This is a genomic window from Micromonospora sp. NBC_00389, assembly GCF_036059255.1.
In the GTDB taxonomy this organism is placed as follows: Bacteria; Actinomycetota; Actinomycetes; order Mycobacteriales; family Micromonosporaceae; genus Micromonospora.
The window spans coordinates 5,094,661-5,113,921 of the sequence record NZ_CP107947.1; the positions used below are offsets into that span (position 1 = coordinate 5,094,661).

At 69.0% G+C, this 19,261-nt stretch carries 23 protein-coding genes and 1 tRNA gene; 7 read left to right on the plus strand and 17 right to left on the minus strand.

Annotated elements, in window-relative coordinates:
- The first annotated feature begins 198 nt into the window (after window positions 1–198).
- Window positions 199–867, plus strand: coding sequence for a DUF998 domain-containing protein (locus OG470_RS24110; protein WP_328415691.1), 669 nt, complete (start codon window positions 199–201; stop codon window positions 865–867).
- Window positions 868–909: 42 nt separating this feature from the next.
- Complete coding sequence (locus OG470_RS24115; RefSeq protein WP_328415693.1) at window positions 910–1,350, plus strand: DUF1801 domain-containing protein; 441 nt, start codon at window positions 910–912, stop codon at window positions 1,348–1,350.
- A gap of 46 nt (window positions 1,351–1,396) precedes the next feature.
- Here OG470_RS24115 and OG470_RS24120 read toward each other — a convergent pair whose 3' ends face one another.
- The 3 genes from OG470_RS24120 to OG470_RS24130 all read right to left on the minus strand — a co-directional run bounded on the left by OG470_RS24120 (window position 1,397) and on the right by OG470_RS24130 (window position 3,485).
- On the minus strand, window positions 1,397–1,897 hold the full coding sequence (locus tag OG470_RS24120) for a DUF2231 domain-containing protein (protein ID WP_328415695.1): 501 nt from the start codon (window positions 1,895–1,897) through the stop codon (window positions 1,397–1,399).
- Window positions 1,898–2,100: 203 nt separating this feature from the next.
- On the minus strand, window positions 2,101–2,736 hold the full coding sequence (locus OG470_RS24125) for a LysE family translocator (protein WP_328415697.1): 636 nt from the start codon (window positions 2,734–2,736) through the stop codon (window positions 2,101–2,103).
- A 2-nt stretch (window positions 2,737–2,738) separates the two neighbouring features.
- Window positions 2,739–3,485, minus strand: a complete 747-nt coding sequence (locus OG470_RS24130) for a metallophosphoesterase (RefSeq protein WP_328415698.1) — start codon at window positions 3,483–3,485, stop codon at window positions 2,739–2,741.
- Between the two features lie 93 nt (window positions 3,486–3,578).
- Here OG470_RS24130 and OG470_RS24135 point away from each other — a divergent pair, with 93 nt between their 5' ends.
- Window positions 3,579–4,184 (plus strand): CGNR zinc finger domain-containing protein, encoded by a 606-nt coding sequence (locus OG470_RS24135; protein ID WP_328415699.1) that lies wholly within the window; start codon window positions 3,579–3,581, stop codon window positions 4,182–4,184.
- 9 nt (window positions 4,185–4,193) lie between these two features.
- Here OG470_RS24135 and OG470_RS24140 read toward each other — a convergent pair whose 3' ends face one another.
- Window positions 4,194–5,240 carry an SEC-C metal-binding domain-containing protein gene (locus OG470_RS24140; RefSeq protein ID WP_328415701.1) on the minus strand — a complete coding sequence of 349 codons (1,047 nt, stop codon included), beginning with the start codon at window positions 5,238–5,240 and terminating at the stop codon, window positions 4,194–4,196.
- Window positions 5,241–5,431: 191 nt separating this feature from the next.
- Between OG470_RS24140 and OG470_RS24145 the strand changes: the two genes are divergently transcribed.
- Window positions 5,432–7,516: a phosphocholine-specific phospholipase C gene (locus tag OG470_RS24145; protein WP_328415702.1), complete on the plus strand. Its 2,085-nt coding sequence runs from the start codon at window positions 5,432–5,434 to the stop codon at window positions 7,514–7,516.
- A gap of 70 nt (window positions 7,517–7,586) precedes the next feature.
- Here OG470_RS24145 and OG470_RS24150 read toward each other — a convergent pair whose 3' ends face one another.
- The 8 genes from OG470_RS24150 to amcA (OG470_RS24185) form a co-directional block, all read right to left on the minus strand.
- Window positions 7,587–7,994: a hypothetical protein gene (locus OG470_RS24150; protein WP_328415704.1), complete on the minus strand. Its 408-nt coding sequence runs from the start codon at window positions 7,992–7,994 to the stop codon at window positions 7,587–7,589.
- Between the two features lie 149 nt (window positions 7,995–8,143).
- Window positions 8,144–8,980 (minus strand): aldo/keto reductase, encoded by an 837-nt coding sequence (locus tag OG470_RS24155; protein WP_328415706.1) that lies wholly within the window; start codon window positions 8,978–8,980, stop codon window positions 8,144–8,146.
- A 214-nt stretch (window positions 8,981–9,194) separates the two neighbouring features.
- Window positions 9,195–9,866 carry a hypothetical protein gene (locus OG470_RS24160; RefSeq protein WP_328415708.1) on the minus strand — a complete coding sequence of 224 codons (672 nt, stop codon included), beginning with the start codon at window positions 9,864–9,866 and terminating at the stop codon, window positions 9,195–9,197.
- Between the two features lie 123 nt (window positions 9,867–9,989).
- Window positions 9,990–10,652 carry a pentapeptide repeat-containing protein gene (locus OG470_RS24165; RefSeq protein ID WP_328415709.1) on the minus strand — a complete coding sequence of 221 codons (663 nt, stop codon included), beginning with the start codon at window positions 10,650–10,652 and terminating at the stop codon, window positions 9,990–9,992.
- Between the two features lie 71 nt (window positions 10,653–10,723).
- Window positions 10,724–10,906 carry a multiple cyclophane-containing RiPP AmcA gene (gene amcA, locus OG470_RS24170; protein WP_328415710.1) on the minus strand — a complete coding sequence of 61 codons (183 nt, stop codon included), beginning with the start codon at window positions 10,904–10,906 and terminating at the stop codon, window positions 10,724–10,726.
- Window positions 10,903–12,039: a cyclophane-forming radical SAM peptide maturase AmcB gene (amcB, locus tag OG470_RS24175; RefSeq protein ID WP_328415711.1), complete on the minus strand. Its 1,137-nt coding sequence runs from the start codon at window positions 12,037–12,039 to the stop codon at window positions 10,903–10,905. Before amcB ends, amcA (OG470_RS24170) begins: the two co-directional genes overlap by 4 nt.
- Window positions 12,036–12,383 (minus strand): hypothetical protein, encoded by a 348-nt coding sequence (locus OG470_RS24180; protein WP_328415713.1) that lies wholly within the window; start codon window positions 12,381–12,383, stop codon window positions 12,036–12,038. Before OG470_RS24180 ends, amcB begins: the two co-directional genes overlap by 4 nt.
- Entirely contained in the window at window positions 12,380–12,544 is a 165-nt protein-coding gene (amcA, locus tag OG470_RS24185) for a multiple cyclophane-containing RiPP AmcA (RefSeq protein WP_328415715.1), read from the minus strand. The genes OG470_RS24180 and amcA (OG470_RS24185) overlap by 4 nt, the downstream gene beginning before the upstream one ends.
- A gap of 367 nt (window positions 12,545–12,911) precedes the next feature.
- Here amcA (OG470_RS24185) and OG470_RS24190 point away from each other — a divergent pair, with 367 nt between their 5' ends.
- A complete protein-coding gene (locus OG470_RS24190; RefSeq protein ID WP_328415717.1) occupies window positions 12,912–14,138 on the plus strand; it encodes a helix-turn-helix domain-containing protein in 1,227 nt (408 codons plus the stop codon).
- A 7-nt stretch (window positions 14,139–14,145) separates the two neighbouring features.
- Here OG470_RS24190 and OG470_RS24195 read toward each other — a convergent pair whose 3' ends face one another.
- Window positions 14,146–14,826, minus strand: a complete 681-nt coding sequence (locus tag OG470_RS24195) for a YdcF family protein (protein ID WP_328415719.1) — start codon at window positions 14,824–14,826, stop codon at window positions 14,146–14,148.
- Window positions 14,827–15,034: 208 nt separating this feature from the next.
- Window positions 15,035–15,754, minus strand: coding sequence for a hypothetical protein (locus tag OG470_RS24200; RefSeq protein ID WP_328415720.1), 720 nt, complete (start codon window positions 15,752–15,754; stop codon window positions 15,035–15,037).
- Window positions 15,755–16,058: 304 nt separating this feature from the next.
- Here OG470_RS24200 and OG470_RS24205 point away from each other — a divergent pair, with 304 nt between their 5' ends.
- Both OG470_RS24205 and OG470_RS24210 read left to right on the plus strand, forming a co-directional pair.
- The gene (locus OG470_RS24205) at window positions 16,059–16,373 is read left to right on the plus strand and encodes a phosphotransferase family protein (RefSeq protein ID WP_328415722.1); all 315 of its coding nucleotides are present in this window, start codon (window positions 16,059–16,061) and stop codon (window positions 16,371–16,373) included.
- Between the two features lie 101 nt (window positions 16,374–16,474).
- Window positions 16,475–17,365 (plus strand): hypothetical protein, encoded by an 891-nt coding sequence (locus OG470_RS24210; RefSeq protein WP_442931209.1) that lies wholly within the window; start codon window positions 16,475–16,477, stop codon window positions 17,363–17,365.
- On the opposite strand, the gene OG470_RS24215 is transcribed toward OG470_RS24210, so the two are convergent.
- The 3 genes from OG470_RS24215 to OG470_RS24225 form a co-directional block, all read right to left on the minus strand.
- Window positions 17,355–17,651 (minus strand): DUF4326 domain-containing protein, encoded by a 297-nt coding sequence (locus OG470_RS24215; protein WP_328415726.1) that lies wholly within the window; start codon window positions 17,649–17,651, stop codon window positions 17,355–17,357. The genes OG470_RS24210 and OG470_RS24215 overlap by 11 nt on opposite strands.
- 262 nt (window positions 17,652–17,913) lie before the next feature.
- A tRNA-Lys gene (locus OG470_RS24220) sits at window positions 17,914–18,043 on the minus strand.
- A gap of 174 nt (window positions 18,044–18,217) precedes the next feature.
- The gene (locus OG470_RS24225) at window positions 18,218–19,114 is read right to left on the minus strand and encodes a replication-relaxation family protein (protein WP_328415728.1); all 897 of its coding nucleotides are present in this window, start codon (window positions 19,112–19,114) and stop codon (window positions 18,218–18,220) included.
- Window positions 19,115–19,261: the final 147 nt, after the last annotated feature.

Below are 19,261 nucleotides of genomic sequence, written 5' to 3' on the forward strand. Positions count from 1 at the left end.
AAGATCCATTCGTGCCCATGCTAAGTCCGGGCTGACCTTCCCGTCGATCCCTTCGAGTAGGGATGCGCCCTTTGTTCACAATGGATTACCAGGCTCGCGCCCGTCGTAGATCCGGTGCCCGGTACTTCTTTCGCCGGAGGTGTCGATCCGGCGGGGTCTCGTTCGTCGTGACGGCAGTACGTGACGAGAGGTCCGCCAATGACGTCCTTGACCGCTGCCCCCGACGGGGCGGTGTCGGCCCGGCGCCGCCGGACCCGGTACCTCCTCGGGTGCGGCACAGTCGCCGGCATCCTCTTCCCGGCCCTGTCGTTCGGGCAGGCCTTCACCCGACCCGGGTTCGACCTGCGCCGGCACGCGCTGAGCTCGCTGACCCTCGGTGACCTCGGTTGGCTGCAGTTCATCGCGTTCGTGGGCACCGGCCTGCTGGCCGTCGCGTTCGCGGTGGGCCTGCGGCGGGCGTTGCGCCCGGGCCGGGCCGCCACGCTGGTGCCGCTGCTGGTCGGTGTGTACGGGGTGGCGATGGTCGGCGGCGGGGTGTTCGTCCCCGATCCCGCGCTCGGCTGGCCGCCGGGCGCCCCGGCGGGGCTTCCCGAGCACGCCAGTACGGGCAGCATCCTGCACACGGTCTGCGGCGCGGCGGCGTTCCTGTCGCTGATCGCGGCCGGTCTGCTGCTCGCCCGGAGGTTCGCGGGGCAGGGGCGACAGGGCTGGGCGGTCTACAGCGCCGCCAGCGGTGTCGTCGCGTTCGTGCTCACCGCCCTGCCGTGGAGCGAGGAGAGCGCGAGCATCCGTTTCGCCGTCGGAGCGGTGATCATCTCGGCTTGGCTCGTGGCCCTCTCCTGGCGAGCGCGCGAGGAGGTGTCCTGACCGCGGCGACGCTTCGCCGTACTCGCGTGGCAGCATCAGCTCATGGCCACATCGAAGCAGCCAGTGACGGTCCCGACCGAGGTCAGCGTCGACGATTTCCTGGCCGCCATCCCCGACGAACGTCAGCGGGCCGACGCGGGGCGGCTCCGCGCGATCATGGGCGAGGTGACCGGCGAGCCGGCGGTGATGTGGGGCCCGAGCATCGTGGGCTTCGGCAGGTACCGCTACACCTACGCCAGCGGGCATTCGGGCGAGGCGCCGCTGGCCGGCTTCTCGCCGCGCAAACAGAATCTTGTCGTCTACCTGGTGGGTGGTTTCGAGGATCGGTACGGCCCGATCCTCGCCCGCCTCGGTCCACACCGCGCCGGAAAGGGATGCCTCTACCTGAAGCGGCTCGACGACGTCGACGGGAGCGCGCTGCGCGAGCTGATCGACCGCACGGCGCGGGTGCACAAGGGCGTCGACCGGGCCAGCCAACGCTGACGCTCCGTGGCTGCGGCCGGCCCGTTCGGCCCTGACCCACGGGGGGTCACTGACCCGTCCAGACCGCCTTCGCGCCGGAGTCGCCGGTGCGGATCACGTAGTACAGCGCGATGCCCGCGGCCACCAGCGACAGCACCTGCAACGACAGGGTCAGCGCGCGACCGTGCCGGGCGCCTCCGGTGGCGCTCGCCTCGGCAGTCCGCGGCGGGACGAACCACACCAGTGCCAGCGCCACGACCGCCAGCCCGATGGTGGCGTAGAGCGTGAAGTTGCCAAACTGCTGGTGCGCCTCGATCGTCGGGACGAACTCGGGGGTGACCCGGTTGGCGGCCCGCATGCGGTCGAAGAATGCGTCACCGGTGAGCTTCGCCAGGAGCGCGGAGACCGGTGCGGCCAGGGCGAGCAGCCCCAGCACCCAGCGGGTGTGCGGACGGATCGGCGCGACGAGCGCGTAACCGATCGTCAGTAGGGCCAGCAGCGGCACGAACACGACCGCGGCGTGCAGCACGAGAGGGTGGGCGGGAATGCCCATGAACTCCTCGAACATCGGCGTCTCCTCTGACGGGTGACGAGCGGGCCTCGATCGTCCAGGTATGGACGCTATCGGTACCGGCCGGGCGTGTCAGCCCCCAAGATTGCCGGCAGCGCCCGTCCGGCCGGCCACCGTGCTGACCGCCGGATGGGGTACCCGTCGCTCAGCGGTCACAGCCTATGCGGCCGCGCCGGCGGCGGCCGGGCACGACGTCGGACTCAGGTCACCGCTGTACGCACACCGAGGCCGAGCAGGACCACACCGGTCAGCCGATCGAGCATGCGTCGCACAGTTGCTGTACGGAGCAGCCGGGCGGCGGCGCCGGAGACGGCGGTCCAGCCGGCGAGCCAGCAGGTGTGCAGCGCCGCGTGTGCCGTGGCGAGGAGCAACATCGGCACCAGCACCGGTCGGCCCGGTTCGAGGAACTGCGGTGCGAGGGTGAGGTAGATGGCGGCGGCCTTGGGGTTCAGGACGTTGCCGAGCAGCCCCTGCAGGTATGGATGGTGGACGCGCCACGGCAGCCTCCGGGCACGAACCGTCGGTGGCCGTCCCGCACCCGCGGGGCGGCGGGACGCGGACCAGAGCAGCCAGAGCCCGAGCCCGACCAGATAACCGGCGCCGACCAGCTTGACGACCCAGAACGCCTGCGACGAGCGAAGCACCAGCGCGGCCAGGCCGACGGCGGCCAGGGTGGCATGCAGGTAGATCCCGGTGACCGTACCCAGGATCACCCACCACCCCTCCCGCCGCCCGCCGGCGGCGACCCGCGAGACGACCAGGGTCAGGCTCGCTCCCGGCGTGGTGGTGATCGGCGCGACGGCGAGAAGGAAGCCGAGCACCGCGACTCCGTGCATGCTCAGACCACCACCCGGTAGTGGGTGGTGAGCAGCCCGCTGTCGTCGTACACGTGGAATGCGACGCCGGGCGGCTGGGTCTGGGTGGTCAGCCGCCCATCGCCCTCCCAGGGCATCCGGAGGGTGGAGACCACACCCGGTGCGATCCGCAGCGGGCGGCCGGCGAAGGTGCTCGCGGCGGCGGTGTGGAAGTGCCCGGTCAGCACGGCGACGACCTGCGGGTGGGCGGTGACCAGTTCGGCCAGAGGGTCGGCGGGCAGCAGCCGGGTCGGGTCGATGACCGGGTGGTGCAGCACGACCGGCGGGTGATGGAAGGCGATGAACGTCGGCGTTTCGGCCGGCACCGAGCCCAGTTCGTCGGCGAGCCACGTCGTGGTCTCCTCGTCCAGGTGGCCGTCGTCCTCGCCGGGCACGGAGGAGTCGGCGAGGAGGAAAACCGCTCCGGCCACGTCGTAGCGGGCGTTGATCGGGCCGGTGCCGCCGCGGTCGTCACCGAGCAGACCCTTGCGGTACGCGTCGCGCACATCGTGGTTGCCGGGGCAGACCATGACCGGCAGCGGGGATTCGAAGAGCTTCGCGGCAGTCTGGTATTCGGCCACCTCGCCGTGGTCGGCGATGTCCCCGGTGATCAGGATCGCGTCGACCGGTCGCGGCAGGGTGTGCAGGTAGTCCATCACCCGGGCGGTTCGCTCGGCCGATCGGGGATGGCTGTCGAGGTGGGTGTCACTGAGGTGCGCGATCACCAGCACGAAGGCTCTCCTAATGGTTACTACCGTTAAGGGCGTTAGGGAAGCTACTCTGGGCCACGCCGGCCGCACAAGCCGGATCGGGGAGGAGAGCCCATGTCACCGCACCTCGCGCTCGCCCTGGCCAGCACGATCCGGCACGACGGCAACGGCGGGGTCGCCGACGACCTCGGCGATGTCGCGGGCTTGACCGCCTGGCTTCGTGAGCAGGCCGAGCCACTGCGGGAGTACGTCGGCGGGCTCGACGCCCTCGCCAGCGCGGTCGAAGAGCGGACCCGGCTCGACGTGGTGGCGGTACGGCGCGCCGCACGTACCCTCTTCGCGGTGGCGGTCCGCCCGGGGCCGCCGAGCCGGGCCGACTCCTCCTCGCTGCTCTCCCCGCCGGAGGCGGTCGACCGGCTCAACCAGGCCGCCGCGGCGCTGCCGGTCCGGCCGGTGCTGAGCTGGGCGCAGGAGGGCGCACCGACGCTCACCTGGCACGGCGAGACGGCTGACGCGGGACTGAGGCTCTCCGCAGGGCTGGCACGCGCCGCCATCGAGTTCCTCGCCAGTCCGGCCCGCGACCTGTTGCGCGCCTGCCCCGCGCCACGCTGCGTCCGCTATTTCGTCAAGGACCACCCGCGCCAGGAGTGGTGCAAGCCCTCCTGCGGCAACCGCGCCCGCGTCGCGCGGCACTACCAGCGCCACACCGCGGCTCGATAGCTGACTCCCTCAGCTACGGGAGCGCGGCAGGCAGTCCTTCTTGTACTTGAGGCCCGAGCCACACCAGCAGGCGTCGTTGCGCTCCGGCGGCCAGGGGATCCGCGCACTGGGCCGAGCCGACAACTCAGCCGCGTAGCCCGCCCGGATCGCCGCATCGGCAGGGTCGCCGTTGCGTCGACCAGCGAAGGCGTTCAACCCGGCCACGGTCGCGCTGAACACACCCAGCCCGGTCTGACCGGCACTCGTCTGACGCACCAGCTCCTTCTCCAGCCGGGCCCGGTGCGCGTCCCAATCCGGGCCGTACACCTCGGTCAGCGCGGCGTGCTCGGCGAGCAGACGATCGAACTCGGCCCGCGGCCAGAAGAGCAGATCAGACTCGGCGCCCCTGCGCTCTCCGGCCCGGCGGACGAGCTGATTCTCCAGCCGGTCCGCCAGATCGTCCTGCCGGTCGTGCGGCAGGTTGAGGTCCCGGCGTACCCGGTGCCGCTGTTGCAGCAGGAAGAAGAGAACACCCGGTGCTTCCGGCGGGCCGAGATCCACCACGGGGTCGGTTGCGGTGATGGCCTGCGCGGCCGCCCCGGCGGCGGCACGCTCGCCGAGCAGGGTGCCGACCGCCTCGCTCAGCCACGTCTCGGCGGTCGCCGAACGACCACCGGCGTCCAGCGCCGCGCTCAGGTAGGCGGGGGCGTCGGGCTGCACGAGCAGGAGCGGGCGCAGCGCGGTCAGCTCCGCCATCGCCTCGTCGTCCCGACCACCGGTCCGGAACAGGACCCGGGCCCGCAGCGCGTGGGCCAACCCGGCCCGGGGGTCGTCGCCCGACGGGTACGCCGCCAGGGCCTGGTCCGCGTACCGCAGGGCGGCATCCGGTCTGGCCCGGATCTCGGCGATCTCGGCGGCCAGGGTCAGCGCGTCCCCGGCGTCGTCCGGATCCTCCAGCCGGCCCTGCTCCGCCGCCTCGGCGACATCGGCGGCGACACCGAGCGGGTCGGCCGCCCCCAGCGCAGAGCGGCGGAGTTCGGCCAGGTCACCCTTGGTGATTACGTCTCTCGTCGGCACGATCTCACCGTACGTCGGAGGGCTTCCGGCATGCCGGCAGATCACCTGTAACGCTGCTCGCACACTGCCACGGCACCCGCCGCCGGTCGTCGAGTGGTCGCAGAACCAACCAACTGCAGCCATCTCCCGTCAACCCGCCGTCGGTAGCGTCCGGTCGCCAGTTTCCCGACCAGACGTACAGAGGGTGAGCTATGGCCACGGTGGATCGGCGCACATTCCTCAAGGCGATGGGAGTCCCCGCGATCGGCGCGGCGCTCCCGTTGGACCTCAGCAAGGCGCTCGCCATCCCGGCGAACAACCGGACCGGCTCGATCAACGACGTCGAGCACGTCATCATCCTGATGCAGGAGAACCGGTCCTTCGACCACTACTTCGGCACCATGCGCGGGGTACGCGGCTTCGGTGACCCGCATCCGGCGACACTGCCGTCCGGCAGCGACGTGTGGCACCAGCCCGACGGCGCCGACGAGCTGCTGCCGTTCCGGCCCGAGGTGAAGGACCTCGGCCAGACCTTCCTGCCGGACCCTCCGCACGGCTGGAACGACGGGCACGCCGCCTGGAACGACGGCCGGTTCGACCAGTGGGTGCCGAACAAGGGCGTCACGGCGATGACCTACCACACCCGCCAGGACCTGCCCTACCACTACGCTCTCGCCGACGCCTTCACGGTCTGCGACAGCTACCACTGCTCGCTGATGGGGCCGACCGACCCGAACCGCTACCACATGTGGAGCGGCTGGGTCGGCAACGACGGCAAGGGCGGCGGCCCGGTCATCACCAACGCGGAGGCCGGCTACAACTGGTCGACGTACCCGGAGCGGCTGGAGCGCAACGGCATCTCGTGGAAGATCTACCAGGACGTCGGCATCGGCCTCAACGCCGCCGGCTCCTGGGGCTGGACGAACGATCCGTACATCGGCAACTACGGCGACAACTCGCTGCTCTACTTCCACCAGTACCAGAACGCGCAGCCCGGCACGCCGCTGGCGGACCGGGCCAAGACCGGCACCGAGATCAGGACCCAGGGCCGCGACCCGGAGGCGTTGCTGGCCGACTTCCGGGCCGACGTCGAGGCCGGACGACTGCCGCAGGTCTCCTGGATCACCGCACCCGAGGCGTACACCGAGCACCCGAACTGGGAGCCGGCCTACGGCTCGTGGTACATCTCGCAGGTCATCGACATCCTCGCGTCGAACCCCGAGGTGTGGAGCAAGATGGCGCTCTTCATCACGTACGACGAGGAGGGCGGCTTCTTCGACCACGTGGTCCCGCCGACACCCCCGCAGACCCGCGAGCACGGGCAGTCGACCGTGCCGACCACCAACGAGATCTTCCCGGGCGACGCCGACCACCCGGCCGGGCCGTACGGCCTCGGCATCCGGGTGCCGATGATCATCGTTTCGCCGTGGACGCGGGGCGGCTACGTCAACTCGCAGGTGTTCGACCACACCTCACTGATCAAGTTCCTGGAGGCGCGGTTCGGGCACGGCCGGCCGGACCTCATCGAGCAGAACATCACCCCGTGGCGGCGCGCTGTCGTCGGTGACCTGACCACGGCCTTCGACTTCCGGCACCCGAACCGGTCGCAGCACCCCACCCTCCCGGACACCGACGACTTCAAGCCCGACGAGCTGGTCCGGCACCCCGACGAGATGCCGGTCCCGCCAGCGGACCAGCGGCTGCCGAAGCAGGAGCGCGGCGTACGCCCGGCGCGGGCGATCCCGTACACCCTGCACGCCGACGGGCGTGTCAGCGACGGCGCGGTCCGCGTCGACTTCCGTAACTCCGGCCGTGCCGCGGCGGTCTTCCAGGTACGCCGGGCCGGCAGCGCGGATGCCCCCCGCAGCTACACCGTCGAGTCGGGCAAGCACCTGACGGACACCTGGGAGGCCACGTCCGGGTACGACCTGTCGGTGCACGGGCCGAACGGGTTCTTCCGACGGTTCACCGATGGCCCGTCGAGCCGGCACGCCACGAACCTCGACATCACCCCCTCGTACGACGAGCGGGACGACAAGGTCACCCTCACGCTCAAGAACCGTGGCGCCAAGCGGGTGGAGGTGACGGTCCGGGACGGCTACCGCACCCGTTCGGTCAAGCTGTCGCTGCGGCCCGGCGAGACGGAGCGCGCGACGTGGACGCTCTCGCGCACCCACGGCTGGTACGACCTGACCGTCACCGTCGCAGGTGACGCCGAATTCGCCTACCGCTACGCGGGCCACGTCGAGAACGGCAAGGACAGCATCAGCGACCCCTCCCTCGGCGGGCTCGTCTGAGCGACGTCGCGTGACCCGGGCCGCTGCTGGCCCGGGTCACGCGACGTCCAGGGGGTCGCGGACGCACCCGCTACAACTGCAGGAAGCTCTGCACCCCGGCCAGCTTGAGGGCCTCGGTACGTACGTCGGCGCACTGCTCCTTGGTGAGGGTGTCGATCTGGGAACCGTCGGGCACCCCGCCGCGCTGGTCGTACCACCCGCTGAGCCCGGTGGCGAGCCGCCCCATCACCTCGATCTCTCCGGGGGCCTTGCGCAGCGCCGGCAACTCACCGCGCAGGTAGTCACAGAGGGCCGTCGCCGTGACCCCACCCGATTCGGTTCCCGCTCCGGTGGTCACCGACGGCGCCGCCGCGGCGCTCACCTCGGCGCTCGCTTCTGGAGACGACGAGGCGGTGGTGTCGTCGTCGCTGCTGCCCCCGCACGCGGTGAGCGTCACGCTCGACAGGACGACCAACGCGAAGAGCCTCACCTTGATCATTCTGATTCTCCGATCGGTGCCGAGGCAGGCCGGTGACGATGCATGCGTCGACGCTAGGCCGGATCCGCCAGCGGGGAATCGGGTGATTCCCTATCCACCGGATCGGCCGGCGACACGGGCGCGCCCACCCGTACCCGTGATCGGGCCACTCAGAACTCCTCGTACACCGCCGGGTCCTGGTCCGCGAGGCGCCCGTCGGCGCGGCCCAGCGCGGAGATGGCCTCGACCTCGTCATCGGTGAGCTTGATGCCGAAGATGTCCAGGTTTTCGGCCTGCCGCTGCGGGGAGGCGGCCTTGGGCAGCGGGATCACCTGACGCGCCACGTGCCAGGCGAGGATGGCCTGCGCCGGGCTGACGCCGTGGGCGGTCGCCATCTCCACGATCACGGGGTGCTGCTGCAGGTCGTTGCCACGACCGAGCGGGCTCCAGCCTTGCACGAGGATGCCGTGCTCCCGGTGGTAGTCGATCGCCTCCTGCTGCGGGAAGTACGGATGCACCTCGATCTGGTTGACCACCGGGGCGACACCAGTCTCGGCCACCAGCCGGTCGATGTGCTCGGGCAGGAAGTTGGAGAGTCCGATGTGCCGGACCAGACCACGCTCGCGGGCCTCGATCAGCGCCCGCCATGCCTGCACGTACAGGTCGACCTTGGGGTTGGGCCAGTGGATCAGGTACAGGTCGATCCGGTCGAGGCCGGTGCGGAACACACTCTCCTCGATGGTGGTCAGCGCCTCGTCGAAGTGGTGGTGCCGGCCCGGCAGCTTCGAGGTGACGACCAACTCGTCGCGTACGTCGCCGGCCGACCGGACGGCCCGGCCCACCGCGCCCTCGTTCTCGTAGTTCACCGCGGAGTCGATCAACCGGTAGCCCGCCCGAATCGCCTGAGCCATGGCGTCGACGCCCGCCGAGCCGTTCAGCCGGTACGTGCCGAGCCCGATCGCCGGCAACGTCGTGCCGTCGGCGGCCGTCAGGTGGGGGATCGCCATGGTTGATCTGCCTCTCGTCGACCCGTGAATTGGACCCTACCCGCACGAGCCGCGTGCCGGCGGAGGCTCGATGCTGAACGCGTTCCGGTTATCGGGTGATTGCCCGCCCCGTCGAGGATTCGCCGCTGAGCAGCGGGTCGGTACGCCGCTCGATTTCGGGTAGATCCATCGCTGCGGCCAGGAGATTGCCGAGCCGGCGGGCGTTGTCCAGCCCTTACCCCTTGCCGGCCCAGTCGTCGAAAGTGAGCCTGATGTTCTCGTCCGTGGTGATGACGTCCAAAACGGGGCCTCGCTTGTCGCGTTCGCGGAACCGCACGTAGCGAATGTCCGAGAGGGGGAACTCGCGCTCGATCGTGCCTTGTTTGCGCACTGCGTTCTGTGCCGAGATGAAGAAGCGTTCGGGTGTCACTCTGAGGTAGGCGTTTTCGTCGACGAGGCGGTCGAGATTGACATCGGCGATGGCCAGCAAGGGGTCCTCGCCAGGCACCACCCAACGTAGGATCCGCAGTACCTCTGCTGGCACAGCCTCATTGAACACCGTGAGAGGCGGATCCAGCGGAGCCGGTTGAGTGTTAGCACGGTTGCGAAGGGCCGCCACCCGCTCGGCCAACGCCTCGGCCATGCCAGCGACGTCTCGGATGCTCTGACGCTTAGTGGTGAACGGCAGACTGCGCTCGGCCGGGAGTTCGGCGATCAAACGGCACTGACGCTCAAGGTCGGCGAGGAGACCCGCGACGTCGTCCATGGCTCGAGTGTGCTCGCGCTGAGTGTCGGCGGCCAACTCGGCCAGAAGTCGTTCGTTCTCGACAGCATTCGCCTCGTCGCGGCTGATGTGACCGGCGCGCAACACCTGAGAGCGATACCAGGACCACTGCGCCATGAGCATGCCGTGAGCGTCGGCGAGAATCTGCTCGATGTTCTTCAGAATGTCGGCGCGACGGCTCTGTCCGTCAGTATCGAGCGCCTTGATGTGCCCGCGGACGAGCGCTCGGTGCCTTTCTTGATGAAGTCAGTCGTTGCGCACGGTCAGGCCCAAGGCGGCGATGGCCAGCTCGGTGAGATCGGGCAGTTGGTCCTCGGCGAGGGTGACGCCGGACAGGTTGTCGAGTGGCGTGTTGAGCCCGCGGAGCCGGGTGCCTCGCAGGTCGGCGCCGTCGAGGTGACAGGAGTCCAGTTCCAGACCGGCGAGGTCGCAGGACCGCAGCGCGATTCCGGGCAGACGGCAGGTGGACCAGGTGCCGTGGGTGAGGGTGCAGTCGGTGAAGGCGACCGAGCCGACGGCGGTAACGCGCTGGAACGTGGTGTAGTCGAAGCGGCAGCCGTCGAACAGGACGTCCTTGAGGCGTACGTCGGTGAGCCTGGTGCCGGTGAACCGTGAGCCGGTGATGGCGCACCGTTCGATGGTGACGCCGGTCAGGGTCGCGCCGGAGAAGTCGGTGCGGGTGATGTCGCAGCCGTAGATGCTGCCTGCTTCCCAGGTGCTCTCGCTGAGGTCGCCACCGGTGATCAGGCTGCTGCGGATGCTGCAGTCCTCCAGCTGCACACCGCGCCACGACGCACCCTCGACGAACGCCTCGGTGAGGACATCGGCCAGGTCGGTCACGCGGTCGAGGTCCTCCGGGTCGAGGTCCGGTAGCAGGATCCTCACGTCGCCGACTGTCGTGGTGCGCATGTGTCCTCAACCTGTGTGGGCGCGGGGTAGGCACGCCACCCCGCGCATCCGGTCGTTCTCGCCTACAGCGGTTACTTCTTCTTGTTCCAGTTGTCCCAGCCGGGCCGGCTGTCAAACTTGCCCTTGTTGGCCCAGGCAGGGCGGTTGTCGAACTTCGCCGCATCGATCGACGCTACCGACCGGTCCGGGTCGACACCGAGGCGGGCGAGCTGTTCCGGTGCGGCGTTGACGAGGGTGGCCAGCGCGTTGGTCATGGTGGTCCTCCTTCAGGGGTGAGGTGGTCGGCGGTGGCGCGGACGAGGGCTTGTCGGGTGGTGCGGCAGTAGGTGGTCTCGCGGGCGGTGAACGTCGCATGCTCGAAGTAGCGGTTCCCGGCTTGGGCGCCACGGCAGAAGTCGTAGAAGGTGCAGTGGTCGGCGCAGTCGTTGAGCGCGGTGACGAATTCGGTGACGTAGCGTAGGTCGCCGGCACGAGCGATCATGGCGGTGATCGGCTGACGGAGAACGTTGCCAACGATGAAGTCGCCGTAGCGCGGCTCGGTGATGCCGAGGAGTTCCGGTGACAGCAGCACCACCTGGCCGTCGCAGGAGACGGTGGGGATCGGCTCGTATGGAGCGTGGTCGACCTGGTTGGCACGGGTGGCGGCGAGGTAGTCGGCCAGCCGGTCCAGGTCACGAATCCGTAAGGGACTGCCGTTGACACGGCGTTGGACGAGGCGGAGCCAGAATCGGTACGCGGACTCCTCGGTCACCGTGGTCCGGTCGGCGCCTTCCTGTTCCTCGATGTTGAAGCCCACCGACTGGCAGCCCGGCAGGTCGGTGAAGAAACCGACGAGGGTATTGGCGTGGTCGATGGTCTCCGGTGTGACGACACAGATCACCGAATACCGCAGACCGGCCTCGGCCAGGGTCCGCATCCCACGCAGGGTCCGACTGTCCGTCGGGTTGCCGGCCCGGTCCAGGCGGTTGCGGTTCAGCGGGCCGGGCCCGTCGATGCTGACCCCGACGTCGAATCCGTAGGCGGCGAAGAGCTCGCACCACCGCCGGTTGATCAGCGTGGCGTTCGTCTGGATCTCGTGCCGCACCCTCCCTGCACGCCGCAGGTCCTCGAACGGGGCCAACAGATCCCGGAACACGTCGACGGGTGTGGCGGTGGGTTCGCCTCCGTGCCACACGACGCTCACGGGGAAGTCGCTGTTCTGCTGCGCGATCGATTCGGCGCACGCCTGCGCCACCGCGTTGCTCATGATGCGGCGGGACCTGCGGTCGGGTAGGTAGCAGTAGCTGCAGTCGAGGTTGCAGAAGCTGGTCGGTTGCATGACCAGGGTGTGGAAGGTACTGGCGATCGCCGGATGGCCGGTCGCGTTGATGACACCAATGCCGTTCACGATGGTGGTTCCTCGGCCGGCGCGCCTTCCACGATGGTGACGCGGTAGGCGTGGGTGTGCCGGGCGGGCCAGCCGAGGAACCGGTCGAACATGTCGGCGGCGCTGCCCGTCACGCTCGGGTTGAGCCGATGCAGATCGTCGATCGCGTCGTGCAGGCACGCGGCCAGATAGAGGAACAGGCTCACCGGTGCGTCCTGGTACTCGGCCAACAGCGCGAGCTTCGCCGCGCCGCAGGGCCATGGCTGCCCGCACCGGCGGCACAGCCACAGTGGACGCATCGGCAGGTGCTCCACCCCGGCCGGTGTGCTCCGTTGCGCCGCGGGACGGCCCTGCGGCCCGGTCACCGCCGACCGCTTTCGCGGGCCTGCTGGTCGAACAGCCGACGCCACACGTAGGTGAGCAGCGGCGGATCAACGGGCCGCACCGGCCACTGCGAGGACGCCGGCCCGGCCTGGGGGCGCCGGGACTGGTCGGCCATCGCGTTACGCGAGACGTACACCGTCATGCCGCCACCCTCATTCGAGACGATGAGCGGTGGGCTCGCCGGGGGAAGGGCGAGCCCACCGCACCGCGGCGGCTGGGAGGAGACCGCCGGTCACCCACCCACGCAGCCCTCACGGCGGTACGCAGGCGGGGAAAACGCCGAGACAGTTCGCTCCTGGACGGGCCGAGCCGGCGGCCCAGGCCGTGGTGTGGTGTGCCGGTCATCGATCCCTCCATCTACAGCTCTTTGTCAGGCCCTCCCGGCACCGGCATCGACACGTGCCGGTGACCTGGGGTGAACTGAACGTAGGGGCGACCTGTACGGAGAACCGGGAAAATCCGTACCGGGTCCGGCGGTCATCAGCAGGCAGGGTGATGGTGTGCGAGGGATGACAGACGACATGACGATCGGCCAGCGCGTCGCCTTCTACCGGCGCAGGCGAGGGCTCTCCCAAGAGGTGCTGGCTGGTCTGGTCGGCAAGACACAGGAGTGGTTACGCAAAGTCGAGACGAACCGGGCCGACCTGGATCGCCTCTCGGTCATTCGCGCGATCGCCAAAGCCCTCGACGTATCCCTGGGGGACCTGATCGGCGCACCAAGCCTGTTCGAGTGGTCCGACGACTCAGGTCGCGAGACCATCCCCGCACTGCGCGCCGCGCTCCACGACTACCGGCATCTCGCGCCCATGCTGGCCAGCACAGCCGACGTCGAGGCTCCCGCCCTGCGGGAGATCGAAAACGACGTCGCTGAGATCTGGACCGCCTACCAGCACTCGCGGTACGGCACTCTCGCCCGCCGGCTCCCTTACCTCATCCACGACTGCCTCACCGCCACCGAGGCCTACCACGGAGACGACGGTCAGCGCGCGCACGCGATGACCGCCTACGCCCATCAGCTCGCCGCGCTTTTCCTCACCAAGCTCGGCGAAGGTGACCTCGCCTGGACCGCCGCCAGCCGGGGCCTGGCCGCCGCCAACGCCAGCCATGATCACGTCGTGATCGGCTCGCTCAGCCGCTCCGCCGCGCATTCCCTCGTCTCCATCGGCGAATACGCTCAGGCTCGCGGCCTCGCCGCCACCGCCGCGCAGTTCCTTGAACCACGGCTCGCCAGGCCCACGCCGCAACTACTGTCGGTCTACGGCAGCCTGCACCTCGTCTGCGCGCTCGCCGCTGCCCGCGACGACGACCGCGCCTCCGCCGACACCCACATCACCGAGGCCGATGCCGCCGCGACCCGGCTCGGTGCCGATGGCAACCACGTGTGGACCGCCTTTGGGCCGACCAACGTGTCGATCCACAAGACAACCGTGGCGATGGAACTCGGCGACGTGCAGCGCGCCATCGCCATCGGAGCTCCACTCGACACGACCGCCCTGCCCGTCGAACGGCGGGTTCGGCACGCCATCGAAACCGCCCGAGCCCTCGCCCGGTGGAACCGCATCGACGACGCGCTCGCCGCCCTCCTGAACGCGGAGGTCATAGGGCCCGACCAGGTGCGCTACCACCAGCTCTCTCGCGACCTCGTCCGGGACGTCCTCACCCGCCCCCGGCCGCCCCGACTGGCTGTCGAACTCAGCGAACGGATGGGCGTCCGGTCGGGAGGACCTCGCTGGTAACTGGGGCTCAGATCAGCCGGGTCGTGTAGCCGACCGCCACCAGGCGACCAAAGGCCACCTGTACCTCGTCCGGCATCTCCTGCGGAATCGCGAATCCACGCTCCGCGTACACCTCGATCCGCTGCGTGTCACCGACCAGCATGTTCACGACCCGCCGAGGGTCGCCGATGCTGCTCACGTAGTCGTCAAGGTCCAGAGGATTCGACGCGCACACCACATCCACCTCCGGCCAGATCAGCTTGCAGGTGGCGTAGGCCCGACGTTGCTGATACGGCCGCGACATGATCAGCACCGACTTCACCGCGATACCCCGTTCACCCAGGAGCTGACGCGAGTACTCCAGGTTCTCGGCGGTGTTCGTCGCCCGCGGCTCCACGAGAATCGACTCCGCCGGCACGCCCTGCTCAATCGCGTGCTCGCGGTAGTGCACCGCCTCTCCACGCGGGAACCGCTCGACAGTCGTCGGTGCGTTCGCACCGGTGAACACGATCCACGGGAACAGGCCTTCATGGAACAGGCGCGTCGCGATGACGGCTACGCCGAGATCATGACTGCCCAGCCCGATCCCCACGTCGCACGGACGCAACTCGTGGTGCATGTCGTGGTAGCGCCACAGCGTCTCCACGTCTGCCCGGATATCGTCAGGGATCGCGTCGACCGGCGCCGCTGCATGCCGGTTCATCAGCACCTACTAGACAGGGCAGTCACCGGGGCCCCTCGTCGGACCTTCCCAGGGCCGCCAGCCCCGCCCTCGCCACCCCCAGGAACGACGGCGGCCACCGGCTCGTCCCGCTCACTCAGCTGGCCCTGGCGCGCAATCCGCAGCAGTTCAGGCAGCACAGCCGACACTGGGAGGCTGCCAGGCGTGGCGTAGGTCCGGTCCGCGCTGGGCTCCCTCATGCCGCCAGCGTAGGGGTAGCGAGACAGCGGGGCGACGCTGACTCCACGCACCAGGCCACCCGGCCTGGTCGAGTTGAGGACGTTGGCGGCGGCCGCGGCGTCCTGGCGCGGTGAGGTGAGGCTCCAACCTCGATGAGGCGGCGTCTGTCATTCTCGCCAGCGATCTGCCACACCTGCTCATCAGGCCAGTGGCGGTACAACGACTTCCTCGTGGTGGTGGCGACAGGATTCCGTAGAGGCCTGCGGACCAGATCGGCCAGCAGTTGCTCTTCCCGTTCGGCGTCCTGAGCGATCATCAGAACTGCTCCGACCGGCACCACTCGGTCGGTACGCCGGTAGCCGGTGAGCAGCCCGCCCAACCCCGACGTCCGCCGCTCATGCTCGGTGATAGCGTCCCCGACCACGCCACGGTCGACGTGCACTAGGAACCGCAGGCACCGCCCGTCCTCCAGCCGTACGCCGTAGCCGTCGGCCCGCAACTGCGCCAGGTCGTGCTGGCGCAACCACGCCGAGGTCTCCATGGTCGCCAGCCACTGGAACAGCTCGCACCGCCCCGGGTTCCGCCGCGACACCTCGACCAACGGTAGGAACAGCAGAGCGTGTGCCGCGCTTGGTAGCCGACGGCCCAGCTGCAGGGGCACATGCCGCCCCGAGGCCACCAGATCGCCGCGCACCACCTCGGCACCCTCGGCCGTGACCTCGTACCACCAGGACATCCAGGAAGTCCACGCCTATTGCGCCTGGTTCCCGCCCTCGGCGACAGGGCACCCCAACTGCTCGCGGAAACCGACGACCCACCGGCAATCATCATCACCGCCGTACCGGGCATCCCGCTCAGCCAGCGGCAGCTCGACCCCGAAGCCGAGCAGGATGCGTACCGACAGACAGGGCAACTACTCAAGAGACTGCACTCCGCCGGACCGCCTCGCCTCACCGGACTGGACAGCCTGGCTCACCGAACGCGCCGAGTACTAGTTCCACCGCGCTGGGGACGGCATCACGGCCAGCTACCGGGCCCAGGTGCGCGCCCACATGCGAACCCTACGGAACCTCGTACCCCTGCCGGCCGTCCCGTGCCACCTCGACTTCATGCCCCGCAACCTGATCCACGGCGACGACGGCATTATCCGGTTGATCGACTTCGGGCGCAGCCGCTACGACCTGGCCGCCCGCGACCTCGTACGCCTCGCCGCCCGCATCTGGCCACTACACCCAGACCTCCGCAGGAGCTTCGTCGACGAGTACGGCCAGCTCAGCAGAGTCGACCACAACGTCCTGGAATACTGCGCCCACCTCGACGCCCTGACGGCATTGTGCACCGCACCCCTCAGATGACCTCAAGCGCCAGCCAGGTCGTCCCTGTTGGCTGGCGCCCTCTCGAGTTTGATGCGAGACTATCTATGTAACGCTAAGCATGTGGGAAGCTACATCTAGCGATATTGGTGGTTGCCTTGGGACAGCTTCCGTTGTGGGGACCGGGCACCGGCGAGCATCCGGCACCGAAGCCAGTCCTGGCACGACCAGCGACACTCCGCCTCCTGATCACAGTGAAGGCGGCACCCAACCCCTCCGCACGCTATGGAGAGACAGTCTGCGTCGGTGCACTGAGCATGGGCCCTCCATGGACGGGTTGGGTTCGGCTCTACCCCATCCACTACCGCGAATTGGACGACGACAGCAAGTTCCACAAGTACGACATCGTCCACCTCGAGGCACTGCCGGCCAGGCAGGACCAGCGCCGCGAGAGCTGGAAGCCGATCGTGGACACCATCACCACCGAGCGGCACATTGCCAGTCGGCAGTCGCGTCGAAACCTCCTCGATCCACTCGTCGAAGACTCCATGTGCCGGCTCAACAAACAGACGCGCGACGACCCGAGCGCACGATCGATCGCGCTGATTCGCGTCGCCGACATCTCGGCTCTGCAGGTCAAGCGCCACCCCGGCTGGTCGGCGGAGGATCGCAAGAAGATTGCTGGCTACCTCAACCAGCTCGACCTACTGGAACCGGCCAAGCGCAGCCCGCTTCAGGCACCGCGATTCACCGGCGCCTACCGCTACCGTTGCGCAGACCGTCATTGCCGCGGTCACCAGCAGACGCTCTGGGACTGGGAGTTCGTCGCCCTACAACATCGCCTGAGCCAGCTCACCGACGCGGAGGCTGCGGATCAGCTGAGACACAAGTTCCTCACCCAGCTCTGCGCCGCCGACCGGGACGTCGCCTTCTACGTGGGCAACCAAGCGGCAAGACCACAGTCCTTCAGCATCGGCGGTGTCTACGCACCGAGACGGCCCATCAATCGATACCGATTGCGCGTCAACCGATGATCTCGGTCAGCACATCAGCGTGGCACGTATCCTCGACGCGGCACCAACACGCCAACTGCTTCCCCGTAAGCTCCCGACGCGCCCGATCAACAAGCGCTGGCTGCCGCACAAGCCACTGCCGGTAAAGACGTAACGCCTCAGCCCGATCGTGCCTTCGAAGGCTGAACGGATTGGCCCAGGGAGAACGCCGCAGCCCGAACCCCTGCCGCCCCACATAGACGGCACCGGTCGGCACCACCGGGTGGTAGAGGTCCCCCTGCACGCGAACCCGCGACTGTGCCACCACGGGGCCAGCCTAACTGGCAACGACAGGCATCCGGTTGATGCTCGCCGCCGGCCGGGCAGGCCGGGCCGCTGCAGTAATGACATCGATCGGCTCCTCCGTGCTGCCCGCCCCGGATAACGAGGAGCCGTGTCCACGAGACGTCGCCGCGTCCTGGCCACGCTAACCAGGTCCAACGGCTCCCGAGCACCCATCGAGCGACCACCCCCACCGTCAGACGCGAAAAGGGCCCCAGTGAGAACCGCCAGGTCAAGGCCTTGATCGTTGGTGCGCCGCCAGGGACTCGAAACCCGAACCCGCGGATTAAGAGTCCGCTGAGAAGCGAGAGCGTCAAGGAAGCGCTGCGCCTACCGGGACTCAGGCTGGCGGGGGTAGTCCTTCTCCTCGACCGGCCCCCAAGCACTCGTTACTCGGCTGAGCACGAGGAAGTTGGCGTGTTCCATCTACGACGAGGTGCCGCATCTGCACATACCCGAGCCCTACAAGCGGACCATCCAGCGCTGGCGTGAACGCACGCTGACCGCCTAATGGGGCCCCGCCTCACGACCACGGGGCCCAGAGGCGCGGGCTCAGAAGGCGATGTCTTGGTCGGCGGCGGTGTATGGCAGATCGACCAGCCGGACCCGACCGGCGGTGCCCCAGACCTGCCATACCGGCTCGGCAGGGCTGGCGCCGAGTGCGGTGCGCAGTTCGGCACTGGCGGTGGCGATGGCCGCCTGGGGTGCGAGGGCGGCGAGTCGATGGTGCAGGTTCGCCTCCCGCCGGGCGGACGGTAGGTGGAACAGGACCGGCCATGTCCAGGTGGTCATCGCGACCAGCCGCTCGTACTTGGCGACTTTCTCGACGAGGATGTCGAGGCGCTCCCCGCCGGTGTCGTACTCGAGGAAGAACGGCACGGACCGCCGGTGTTCGGTCCAGACGCCGGCCCCGTCCGGGCGGGGCAGCCCTGTTGGTCCGCGGGCCATCATTTGCGGGTCGTCCCCGACGCGGTAGAACACTCCTGGGCTGTGGAAGGCGGAGGCCGGCTGCCACCGGTCCAGGCTGGTGTTGGGGTGGGTGCGGGAGTGGGCGGCGAGGTCGATGAAGACCTGGTTGCCGCCGAGCAGGTGTGGCAGGTCCCGCCGCGACGTGAGGGACTGTTTACGGCGGCGTGCTTGGTCCCGGCGGGGTGCTCCCAGTCCGCGTTGGGCGTGGACGTGGTCGTAGCCGAGCTGGTTCAGGACGTAGTGGTAGGGGTAGGAGCCGCCGTAGGCCCGGTTGGGTCGGAACCGGTCCGCCGCCTGTAGGAGGGTGAGGCGGCGCAGTCGGCGTTGGGCGAAGTCCAGGGATGGGAACAGGGCCTCGGCGATCTGGTCGGTGGTGAGCACTCCGTGGTCGTACAGCCAGCCGAGCAGGTGGTCGTCGCGGGCGGTGATGCTTGCCTGCAGGCGCAGCAGCGGATCCGCAGCAGGTAGCCGGTTACGCATAAGCGTCCCCTGGGGGGAGACCCCAGAGTCGAGGGTCTGTCTGGAGCTGGTGTGAAGTCGTGAAAGCCGATCTGGCCTGGGCTGTTGGTCGGGACAGGGGGTCGGTTCGGGGGTCGGTATCAAGGCGGACGGTCAAACGGAGACCGA

Bases quoted from the DNA above. Each gene is read 5' to 3' on its own strand.
- OG470_RS24110 (WP_328415691.1), top strand. From the start codon at position 199: ATGACGTCCTTGACCGCTGCCCCCGACGGGGCGGTGTCGGCCCGGCGC.
- OG470_RS24115 (WP_328415693.1), top strand. From the start codon at position 910: ATGGCCACATCGAAGCAGCCAGTGACGGTCCCGACCGAGGTCAGCGTC.
- OG470_RS24120 (WP_328415695.1), bottom strand. From the start codon at position 1,897: ATGTTCGAGGAGTTCATGGGCATTCCCGCCCACCCTCTCGTGCTGCAC.
- OG470_RS24125 (WP_328415697.1), bottom strand. From the start codon at position 2,736: ATGCACGGAGTCGCGGTGCTCGGCTTCCTTCTCGCCGTCGCGCCGATC.
- OG470_RS24135 (WP_328415699.1), top strand. From the start codon at position 3,579: ATGTCACCGCACCTCGCGCTCGCCCTGGCCAGCACGATCCGGCACGAC.
- OG470_RS24145 (WP_328415702.1), top strand. From the start codon at position 5,432: ATGGCCACGGTGGATCGGCGCACATTCCTCAAGGCGATGGGAGTCCCC.
- OG470_RS24150 (WP_328415704.1), bottom strand. From the start codon at position 7,994: ATGATCAAGGTGAGGCTCTTCGCGTTGGTCGTCCTGTCGAGCGTGACG.
- OG470_RS24155 (WP_328415706.1), bottom strand. From the start codon at position 8,980: ATGGCGATCCCCCACCTGACGGCCGCCGACGGCACGACGTTGCCGGCG.
- OG470_RS24160 (WP_328415708.1), bottom strand. From the start codon at position 9,866: ATGCTCATGGCGCAGTGGTCCTGGTATCGCTCTCAGGTGTTGCGCGCC.
- OG470_RS24165 (WP_328415709.1), bottom strand. From the start codon at position 10,652: ATGCGCACCACGACAGTCGGCGACGTGAGGATCCTGCTACCGGACCTC.
- amcA (WP_328415710.1), bottom strand. From the start codon at position 10,906: ATGACCAACGCGCTGGCCACCCTCGTCAACGCCGCACCGGAACAGCTC.
- amcA (WP_328415715.1), bottom strand. From the start codon at position 12,544: ATGACGGTGTACGTCTCGCGTAACGCGATGGCCGACCAGTCCCGGCGC.
- OG470_RS24190 (WP_328415717.1), top strand. From the start codon at position 12,912: ATGACAGACGACATGACGATCGGCCAGCGCGTCGCCTTCTACCGGCGC.
- OG470_RS24200 (WP_328415720.1), bottom strand. From the start codon at position 15,754: ATGTCCTGGTGGTACGAGGTCACGGCCGAGGGTGCCGAGGTGGTGCGC.
- OG470_RS24225 (WP_328415728.1), bottom strand. From the start codon at position 19,114: ATGCGTAACCGGCTACCTGCTGCGGATCCGCTGCTGCGCCTGCAGGCA.